9 protein-coding genes are annotated in these 9,058 nt (G+C 59.5%); 5 read left to right on the top strand and 4 right to left on the bottom strand.

The window, feature by feature from the left end; genetic code table 11:
* Positions 1 to 22 precede the first annotated feature (22 nt).
* The 4 genes from SNL23_RS16735 to SNL23_RS16750 all read left to right on the top strand — a co-directional run bounded on the left by SNL23_RS16735 (position 23) and on the right by SNL23_RS16750 (position 4,868).
* Entirely contained in the window at positions 23 to 199 is a 177-nt protein-coding gene (locus SNL23_RS16735; protein WP_159442632.1) for a DUF6026 family protein, read from the top strand.
* A gap of 155 nt (positions 200 to 354) precedes the next feature.
* On the top strand, positions 355 to 2,097 hold the full coding sequence (locus tag SNL23_RS16740; RefSeq protein WP_076014845.1) for a phosphoethanolamine transferase CptA: 1,743 nt from the start codon (positions 355 to 357) through the stop codon (positions 2,095 to 2,097).
* A gap of 155 nt (positions 2,098 to 2,252) precedes the next feature.
* Entirely contained in the window at positions 2,253 to 4,502 is a 2,250-nt protein-coding gene (locus SNL23_RS16745) for a TonB-dependent siderophore receptor (RefSeq protein WP_318302827.1), read from the top strand.
* Between the two features lie 150 nt (positions 4,503 to 4,652).
* The gene (locus SNL23_RS16750; protein ID WP_076014847.1) at positions 4,653 to 4,868 is read left to right on the top strand and encodes a hypothetical protein; all 216 of its coding nucleotides are present in this window, start codon (positions 4,653 to 4,655) and stop codon (positions 4,866 to 4,868) included.
* A 97-nt stretch (positions 4,869 to 4,965) separates the two neighbouring features.
* Here the strand turns inward: SNL23_RS16750 and SNL23_RS16755 are convergent, their stop codons facing one another.
* The 4 genes from SNL23_RS16755 to SNL23_RS16770 form a co-directional block, all read right to left on the bottom strand.
* On the bottom strand, positions 4,966 to 5,457 hold the full coding sequence (locus tag SNL23_RS16755; protein WP_167664777.1) for a GNAT family N-acetyltransferase: 492 nt from the start codon (positions 5,455 to 5,457) through the stop codon (positions 4,966 to 4,968).
* Between the two features lie 91 nt (positions 5,458 to 5,548).
* A complete protein-coding gene (gene zapE / locus SNL23_RS16760) occupies positions 5,549 to 6,682 on the bottom strand; it encodes a cell division protein ZapE (RefSeq protein WP_318302828.1) in 1,134 nt (377 codons plus the stop codon).
* Between the two features lie 22 nt (positions 6,683 to 6,704).
* Positions 6,705 to 7,046, bottom strand: a complete 342-nt coding sequence (locus tag SNL23_RS16765) for a nuclear transport factor 2 family protein (protein WP_318302829.1) — start codon at positions 7,044 to 7,046, stop codon at positions 6,705 to 6,707.
* A gap of 51 nt (positions 7,047 to 7,097) precedes the next feature.
* Positions 7,098 to 7,814, bottom strand: a complete 717-nt coding sequence (locus tag SNL23_RS16770; protein WP_076014851.1) for a helix-turn-helix transcriptional regulator — start codon at positions 7,812 to 7,814, stop codon at positions 7,098 to 7,100.
* Between the two features lie 184 nt (positions 7,815 to 7,998).
* On the opposite strand from SNL23_RS16770, the gene SNL23_RS16775 reads away from it, so the two are divergent.
* The gene (locus tag SNL23_RS16775) at positions 7,999 to 9,054 is read left to right on the top strand and encodes an aldo/keto reductase (RefSeq protein WP_318302830.1); all 1,056 of its coding nucleotides are present in this window, start codon (positions 7,999 to 8,001) and stop codon (positions 9,052 to 9,054) included.
* The last annotated feature ends 4 nt before the right edge of the window (positions 9,055 to 9,058 follow it).

Below are 9,058 nucleotides of genomic sequence, written 5' to 3' on the forward strand. Positions count from 1 at the left end.
CCGGCTATTTGCGAGGTAAGCAATGAGCACTGCACACATGACCCGTCCGCCACAGACCCTCTACGTCACCATTCGCCGTGATGAATTGCGCCAGTTGAAAGACGAACGCGACCAACTGCAACAGGAAGTCATGCGCCTGCGTTTGCACTTGCAGGGTCAGCTCAATCAACCGTCCGGCACCCAGCCCGCACTTTGCTGAACGTGAGCTGAACGAACCGTTCAGGAATAACTCACGAAGTTTTCACATCCTCATCCCGATACTCCCGCCGAATAGGGCCGCGCCACGTGCGCAGGCCCTCTGTTGCGCGCGTCCGTGCGCGTCGACACTGAAAAATTATCGGGTTGGAGCGCTGGATGGCGATGTTCAAACGCAGCACTACGTCTGCGAAAGGTTTTGATTGGGCCGGCCTCGGCTGGATGTTCCTGTTTTTCTGGTATTTCTCGGGTATCACCCAACTGCTGATCCAGCTGACCGGCACCTCCGGCTTCAGCGGTTTCCGCCAGGCATTTTTCATGAGCGCCCTGTGGTTGGCGCCGATGCTGCTGTTCCCGCGTCGCGCGCGCCTGGTGGCAGGGTTGATTGGTGTGGTGCTGTGGGCCTGCTCCATGGCCAGCCTGGGTTACTTCTTCATCTACCAGCAGGAATTCTCCCAAAGCGTCATCTTCATCATGTTCGAGTCGAACATCTCTGAAGCCGGCGAGTATGCCACCCAGTACTTTGCCTGGTGGATCGTGCTGGCGTTCATTGCCCACACGGCCATGGCCGTATTCCTGTGGACTCGCGTACGCCCGGTTTACCTGCCGCGTGGCCAAGCCATGCTGGCGGCTGCGGCAATCGTGATTGCCATCGTCGGTTACCCACTGGTCAAGCAGATCGCCAAGAGCGAGACCATGGAACTGGCCATCGACCGCTTTGAAACCCGCATCGAGCCGGCCGTGCCGTGGCAGATGATCGTCGCCTACCGCCGCTACACCGAACAACTGGACAACATGCAAGGCATGCTGACCAGCGCCAGCAAGATCCCGCCCCTGACCAACCTCAAGGACAGCATGGCCGGCCAGCCGTCGACCCTGGTGCTGGTGATCGGCGAGTCCACTAACCGCCAGCGCATGAGCCTGTATGGCTACCCGCGCAACACCACGCCGGAACTGGACAAGCTGCGGGACCAACTGGCGGTGTTCGACAATGTCATCACCCCGCGCCCGTACACCATCGAAGCGCTGCAACAGGTGCTGACCTTCGCTGACGAAGAAAACCCGGACCTGTACCTCAAGACGCCATCCATCGTCAGCGTAATGAAGCAGGCCGGCTACAAGACCTTCTGGATCACCAACCAGCAGACCATGACCAAGCGCAACACCATGCTCACGACCTTTTCCGAACAGGCCGACGAGCAGGTGTACCTGAACAACAACCGCAACCAGAACGCCCGCCAGTACGACGGCGACGTGCTGGAGCCGTTTGCCAAGGCGATGTCCGACACCGCCGAGCGCAAATTCATCGTGGTGCACCTGCTGGGCACCCACATGAGCTACCAGTATCGCTACCCGCCGACCTTCGACAAGTTCACCGATCGCCAGGGTGTGCCTGCCGGGGTCAGCGACGCACAGTTGCCGACCTACAACAGCTACGACAACGCGGTGCTGTACAACGATTTCGTGGTATCGAGCCTGATCAAGGACTACGCCAAGACTGACCCGAACGGCTTCCTGCTGTACCTCTCCGACCACGGTGAAGACGTATTCGATTCGGCCGGCCACAGCACCCTGGGCCGTAATGAAGGCAAGCCAACGGCGCCGATGTACACCATTCCGTTCATGGCCTACGCGTCGCCCAAGTGGCGTGAAAGTCATGACTGGAGCTTTGGTGGTGATTTGCAGCGGCCCTACAGCAGCTCGCAGTTGATCCATACCTGGGCCGACATGGCGGGGTTGAGTTTTGATGAACTGGACCACAGCAAGAGCCTGGTCAGTGACAGCTTCAAGCCGCGGCCGCTGCTGATTGGCAATCCTTACGAACGCCAGCAAAAGCCCCTGATTGACTTCAGCCTGATCAAGCCGAAGAAAACCGACTCGACTGATGTGGTCATCAAGTAGGTCCCATAACCCGGGTTTCACCTGCGCAATGCGGTGAAACCCGACTTGGCAGCAACACCAAGATAATAATTATTCTCGTTTAGCGCTAAAGTTCCCCGCCTCCTTTCGTCTTTGAGCCAATGGCATTTTTCATAGACGACAAGGAGTTCGCCGCGATGTTCGCGCCTTTTACCCGTTCCATGACCTTGACCCTGGGCCTTTTCAGCGTGGTGCTGAGCCCGGAGCTGCTGGCTGAAACCGATCCTGAAAAGGAATCGCACACGCCGGCCAATGCCCTTGAACTGGGCAGCACCAGCATCACCGCCGAGGGCCTGGGCGCCAACACCGAACACACTGGTGCCTACACCACAGGCTCGATGAGCACCGCCACCAAGTTGAACCTGTCCATCAAGGAAACGCCGCAGTCGGTCTCGGTGATCACCCGCCAGCAGATGGACGATTTCAACCTCAATACCCTCACCGAAGTCATGCGCCAAACCACCGGCGTGGTGGTGCAACACCTGGACTCCGACCGGGTTGGCTACTCCTCACGCGGCTACGGCATCAGCAACTTCCAGATTGACGGCATGCTCAACACCTTCGGGCGCATGAAGTCGGATGCCGACACCATTATTTACGACCGGATCGAAGTGGTACGCGGCGCCACCGGCCTGACCACCGGTGCAGGCGACCCTTCGGCCACCGTCAACATGGTGCGCAAACGCCCCACCGCCCAGTGGCAGGCAAAGACGGGCATCAGTGGCGGCTCCGATGACAATTACTACAGCTACCTGGATGTTGGCGGCCCCTTGGCGTTTGATGGGCGCCTGCGGGGCCGTACGGTGCTCGCCTACCGTGACACCCAGTCCTATCGCGACAACTACGCGCTGCAACGGGAAGTCGGCTACGGCATCCTCGAAGGCGAGCTGACCGACGACACGGTGCTGGCGGTGGGCTTCGATTACCAGAACAAGCACGTGCAGGGTACCGCGTGGGGCACCTTGCCCTACTGGAACAGTGACGGCAGTAAAGCCAAGCTGCCCCGCTCCGCCAACATCGCGGCCAAGTGGAGTTCCTGGCCGCTGAAAGACGAAACCACCTTCGCCACCCTCGACCACCGGCTGGCCGGTGACTGGCATTTGAAGGCTGCCTACACCCACCGCGAAAGCGACACGGACGGCAAGGTCTACTACGGCGGCTCAGGCTTTCCCAATGCCGACCGCAGCGGCATGACGGCCTGGACCAGCCATATGATCGGCACTTCAAAAATGGACGTGGTCGACTTGAACCTGTCCGGCTCTTATTCCCTGCTGGGTCGTGAGCATGAATTGATGGTGGGGTATGGCGAATCCGAGCAGCGCGATGCTTCGCCACACCTGCGCGACGGTCCGGTGCCGAAGAATTACACCAGCATCGGCGACTGGAAACACATGGGCGGGATCGGCAAATTCCCCGACTCCAATACCGGCCTCAAGGGCTCGCAAGGCAGCACCCAACAAAAGGCCGGCTACCTGGCCACCCGCCTGAACCTGACCGAGCGCCTGCATGCCGTAGTGGGCAGTCGTTACGGCAGTTGGGAGATCGAGAGCACCACGTACAACTATGATGAGGACACCGACCAGTTCCTCGGCACCTCAAAATCCAGCCAGACCCACAACGACATGTGGACGCCCTACGCCGGCCTGCTCTACGACCTGACGCCTGAGTACACCGTCTACGCCAGCTACACCGATATCTTCAACCCGCAAGAGCAGCGCGACGCCGGCAAGCAATACCTGGAGCCGGTGGTGGGCAGCAACTACGAAGTGGGCATCAAGGGCAGCCTGCTGGAAGAGCGCCTGAACCTGGCGGCTGCGTACTTCTGGAGCAAGCAGGACAACGTCGCGGAACTGGACAGTTCGACCCCACCGGATCCGGACACTGGCGAGCAGTTCTACACGTCCGGCGGCAAAGGCAACAAAGTGCAGGGCTTCGAGGTAGAGGTTTCCGGAGAGGTGCGCCCCGACTGGAACCTGACCGTCGGCTACACTTACACCCACTCTCTGAACGGCGACAAGCAGCGCAATAACACCAACCTGCCGCTGAACCTGCTGCGCGTGTCCACGGCCTATCGCCTGCCCGGCGAATGGCACGCGCTGACCGTAGGCGGCGCGGTGAATTGGCAGAGTGATTTCTACGACGTTGCCTATCGCCCCGTGGGCAGAGACTCCAGTGGAACGTTGATCAGGGAGCAGACCCGAATCACTCAGCAGGCCTATACAGTGGTCAACCTGATGTCTCGCTATGAGTTCGATGACCACTTGTCGGCGTCACTTAATATCAACAACCTATTTGATAAAAAATATTACGAGCGTGTCGGCTTTTATAACGGCGTGTATTGGGGAGACCCGCGCTCCATCAGCCTTGCACTGGACTGGAAGCTCTGAATTCATCGCTGCGAAAGATTGGAAGTTAACGAAATCGTTAACTTTCGGTCAGCGCTAGGTTAACCCTTACTTAATATCATTGGCCCATAGTCTCCTCATCCCGCCGCTGACACACCGCGCGGAACCCAACACACTTAATGAGACACTGCCATGAAAATTTCGACTGTTATCCTTGCTGGCCTGATGACCATGACCTCCGTAGCAGCCTTCGCAGAAGGCGGTTCAGAGCGTTCGAAGGAGTTCTACAACAACTTCACCTTCGTTCAGGAACAAACTCACGGCGCTGCCCAGCAAACAGCAATGGCTGACGGCAAGACTGCAAAGCCCGCCACTGCCGATCAAACTACCACTACACCTAACACCTGATTTACCCGCGATACCCTGCGCTATTCCGCTCTGATAGCTAAGGTTTATTTGGCGCCACTTGCTGGCGCCTTTTTTGTGTTAATTAAATAAACATTAATTAAAGCGGCTTACTCCAAAACAGCATCCGGCCATGCTCCGGATCAAATACTGCATCTTCGAAACCAAACTTGCGATACGCCGACTGTGCGACGCCATTGCCTTCAAGCACCTCGAGGGTGATCTTGCAGCAGCCGCGCTGGCGAGCGATTTCCTCGACCTTTTGCAACATCTTCTGGCTCAAGCCCAGGCCGCGGAATTTATCCATCACCACCACGTCGTGGACATTGACCAGCGGGCGGCAGGCAAAGGTGGAAAACCCTTCAAAGCAATTCACCAGACCCGCCGGCGTACCGCCGACAAATGCCAGCACACTGAACGCATGAGCACGCTTGGCCAGCTCCGCTGGCAATTGCTGCAAACGGTCGGCCGGCAGGCTTTGGCCACCGCCCATGGGGTCTTCTGCATAATGATTGAGCACCAGGCCAATGGCCTCGGCGTGTACTGGATTGGTGTAGCTGGCTTGCAGCACCAGGATGTCTGGGGTGTCCATTTCCTTCCTCGTTAACGGTGCAACAGGGACTCGGTCCCCGTAAAAGGGCTCGATTGTAAGCGTGGAGTGGGCATTAGATGAAGGAGATTAACTACATTTGCCCGCGTGAAATTACGCCTGGATCGCCGAATCGCGTCAACTGCATCTCCTGCAAACGGCTCAGGGTGCGGCGGAATGGGAACTCCAGGTAACCCTCGGTGTAGAGGCTTTCCAATGAAACCCTGGCCTCGATGTACAGCGGCACCTTGCGGTCGTAGCACTCGTCTACCAAGGCAATGAACCGCCGGACGCTGTCGTCATGCACGGACAGTTCCGGCAACTCGCGATCACCCGCTTCCACTCGTTGGGCGGCATCTTCCGTACCGCGAGCGATTCGTCCAGGACGCTTTTGCGCGCTGAGGTTGGGGACCTCACCCAACAAAATGGCCTTGAACCGATCACACAACAGCATGAAGTCCATGGCGGCCAGCGGCTGTTCGCACAGATCGGCATAGCGGCACCACAGCACTGTTTCACTGGACTGCACGGCCACGACGGAACGGTACCCGACCGCGACCGGGCCACTGCTCACCGCCTTCCCTTCGCTCAACTGGCGAAATACCCCGGCCAGCGCTTCAGGCTGATCGACCCAGTAACGCTGCAGCGTGGTGCCCGGATGCAGGCGATGATCTTCCCCGCCATCCACCGCAACCACTCGCATATGCTGCTTGATGGCCTCGATCCCCGGCAGGAAGCGATCACGGTTAAAACCATCGGCATACAGTTGATCTGGCGGTTGATTGGAGGTGCAGACCATCACCACGCCTTCCTCGAACATCACCTGGAACAGCCGGCCGAGAATGATCGCGTCACCAATGTCATTGACGAACAGCTCATCAAAACACAGCACCCGCACTTCCCGGCTCAGTTCACGGGCCAAGGCCTGCAAGGGGTCGTGGGTGCCCGTCAGTTGGAACGAGCGCTGGTGCACCCAGCCCATGAAGTGATGGAAATGCTGGCGTCGGGCAGGCACTCGCAAGCTTTGGTAAAACTGGTCCATCAGCCAGGTCTTGCCCCGCCCGACCGGGCCCCACAGGTACACCCCGGTGATGGGCGCATGCCCGTGGTGCAGGGCTTGATGGCAATCTTGCAGGGCTTGCACCGCCTCACGCTGGGCGTCGTCGGGGACGAAACCCTGTTCGGTGATGGCGTGCTGGTAGGCGGCGAGTGGCGAGTCGAAAGTCATGCCCGGCAGTATGCCATGACGGCTACAGGGAAATATCCAATCGGGAAATCTTGCCCTGCTCATTGAGGCGGAAGGTATAACGCAGCTCCAGCGGGCTGCCGGGAAAGCTGCCGGTGATCAGGTTGCTGACCAACACCTTGCCGGTGCGGTGCTGCACATTCAGCACCTGGACCTTGGGCTGGTAGCGGCGCCCGGTGTCTTCCATCCAGCGGGCGATGGCGGCGGTACCGACCTGGTGCTCGCCTTCATCGAACACGTTGGCATCTGCGGCGAAACAGTCGGCCACCAAGGACGTGTCGCCGGTATTCGCGGCGGCAATATAGGCCGCGATCGCCGGGGCCAGTTCGGGGGTGAGTTGAGACATGAGACAGCTCCTTGTTGGTGATTTATGGAGCCATGCTAAAGCAGTGCTGTGTCAGTTCTTGTCAGGAGTGAATGGCCCGGATTCGTTCTGTTCCATCAGCTTGCGCCAGGCCCGCAACCAGTCGCTGCGACGTCCCGGATAACGCTCGCCGTGAAGGCTGGCAGCCGCTACCCGGTCGGTGCGGAAGGTGCGATAAGCCCCGCGCAACTCGCACCACGCAACGATCACCCGCACTTCGTTGAGAAAGCCCAGGGCCAGGGGCCAGATCAGGCGCTGGCTGGCGGTCTGGCTGGCATCGGCATAATCGATGTGCAGTTTGGCCTGGCCGCGAATCGCCTCGCGAAACACATTCAGCGGCACGCGGTTTTCCGGGTAGCCAAATCCTGGCGGGCCGGGCAACAAGGTCGGATTGCGCAAGGCTTCCTGGGCCGCAGGATCAAGCACATCAGCAATCTTCGCCAGGGCATTCGCCGCCGCTTGGCTCAGCACGTCATCACCACGCTGATCGACATACCGCAAGCCGAGCACGATGGCCTCGGTCTCGTCCGCGTTGAGCATCAGCGGCGGCAGGAACAGACCCGCACGCAGCACGTAACCCACGCCCGCCTCGCCGAAGATCGGTGCGCCCAAGGCGGTCAATTCGGCGATGTCGCGGTACAGCGTGCGTTCGGATATCTCCAGTTCCGCCGCCAGCACAGCGGCGGTCACCGGGCGTTTTTTGCCCCGCAGGACTTGCAACAAGGTCAGCAGACGAGTGGTACGCGACACGTTTGATCACACTCGGAAAAGGAAAGGTGGCGAAGCTTAGCAGAGGCCTCTGTCAGAAAGTGTCAGGAGCAGGCGCCCTTCCCTTCAACGGCAAAAAAACCCTCTTGACGAAATATATGACTCGCATCATATTTAATAGATGTTGAAAAACATTTAAATCAACCACAGCGTCAGGAGTTCTCGTATGCGCAATAAAGTCTTTGGCCGTCGCAGCGGCCTGCGGGTTTCGGAGCTGGCCTTGGGTACCGCCAACTTCGGCACAGGCTGGGGCCACGGCGCCGAGCGCGAAGAGTCCAAGCGGATTTACGACGGTTACCTGGAGGCCGGCGGCAACTTCCTTGATACCGCCAACGGCTACCAGTTCGGCCAATCGGAAGTACTGCTCGGCGAGTTTATTGCGTCGGAACGGGACCGCCTGGTGATCGCCAGCAAGTACACCTTGCGCACCCAGCCTCAGGACGAAGGCACCCTCAAGCTCGGCAATAACCGCAAGAACATGGTGCGCGCCGTCGAAGAAAGCCTGAAACGCCTGAACACCGACCACATCGACCTGTTCTGGGCGCATATCAGCGACAACGTCACGCCGATGGAAGAGATCCTGCGGGGTTTTGATGACCTGGTGCGGGCCGGCAAGATCCACTACGCCGGGCTGTCCAACTTCCCTGCCTGGCGCATTGCCCGCGCCGACCTGCTCGCCGAAGTGCGCGGCTTCGCGCCGCTGGTAGCGATCCAGACCGAATACAGCCTGGCCGAACGCACCGCCGACCGCGAGCTGCTGCCTATGGCCGAAGCGCTGGGCCTGGCTGCCACGTTGTGGTCACCGCTGGGTGGTGGTTTTCTCACCGGTAAGTATCGCAACAGTCAGGAGGACTCCCGCGCCAGCAAGTTGGGGATTCTGGTCCACGCTGAAAAAAGCGCACGGGAAACGGCAGTGCTCGACACCTTGTTGGCGGTTGCCGGTGAGCTGAACGCCACGCCGACTCACATTGCCATCGCGTGGCTACGGGAAAAAGCCCGTCGATCCACCACCGCGCTGATTCCGATTCTGGGGCCGCGTACTCGCGAACAGCTGGATGGGACCCTGGGCGCGCTGACGGTGCAACTCTCGGCTGAGCAAGTCGCCCGCCTGGACACTGCCAGCGCGATTCCGCTGGGTGTGCCACACGAGATGATCGCTGAGCGCTTCCCCCGCTATACCGACGATGATGCACAAGACCTGCGCTGGCCGCCGGTTATCTAAGACC

It is taken from the genome of Pseudomonas sp. SED1, from assembly GCF_034044025.1.
Lineage (GTDB): Bacteria > Pseudomonadota > Gammaproteobacteria > Pseudomonadales > Pseudomonadaceae > Aquipseudomonas.

Bases quoted from the DNA above. Each gene is read 5' to 3' on its own strand.
- SNL23_RS16735 (WP_159442632.1), top strand. From the start codon at position 23: ATGAGCACTGCACACATGACCCGTCCGCCACAGACCCTCTACGTCACC.
- SNL23_RS16740 (WP_076014845.1), top strand. From the start codon at position 355: ATGGCGATGTTCAAACGCAGCACTACGTCTGCGAAAGGTTTTGATTGG.
- SNL23_RS16745 (WP_318302827.1), top strand. From the start codon at position 2,253: ATGTTCGCGCCTTTTACCCGTTCCATGACCTTGACCCTGGGCCTTTTC.
- SNL23_RS16750 (WP_076014847.1), top strand. From the start codon at position 4,653: ATGAAAATTTCGACTGTTATCCTTGCTGGCCTGATGACCATGACCTCC.
- SNL23_RS16755 (WP_167664777.1), bottom strand. From the start codon at position 5,457: ATGGACACCCCAGACATCCTGGTGCTGCAAGCCAGCTACACCAATCCA.
- zapE (WP_318302828.1), bottom strand. From the start codon at position 6,682: ATGACTTTCGACTCGCCACTCGCCGCCTACCAGCACGCCATCACCGAA.
- SNL23_RS16765 (WP_318302829.1), bottom strand. From the start codon at position 7,046: ATGTCTCAACTCACCCCCGAACTGGCCCCGGCGATCGCGGCCTATATT.
- SNL23_RS16775 (WP_318302830.1), top strand. From the start codon at position 7,999: ATGCGCAATAAAGTCTTTGGCCGTCGCAGCGGCCTGCGGGTTTCGGAG.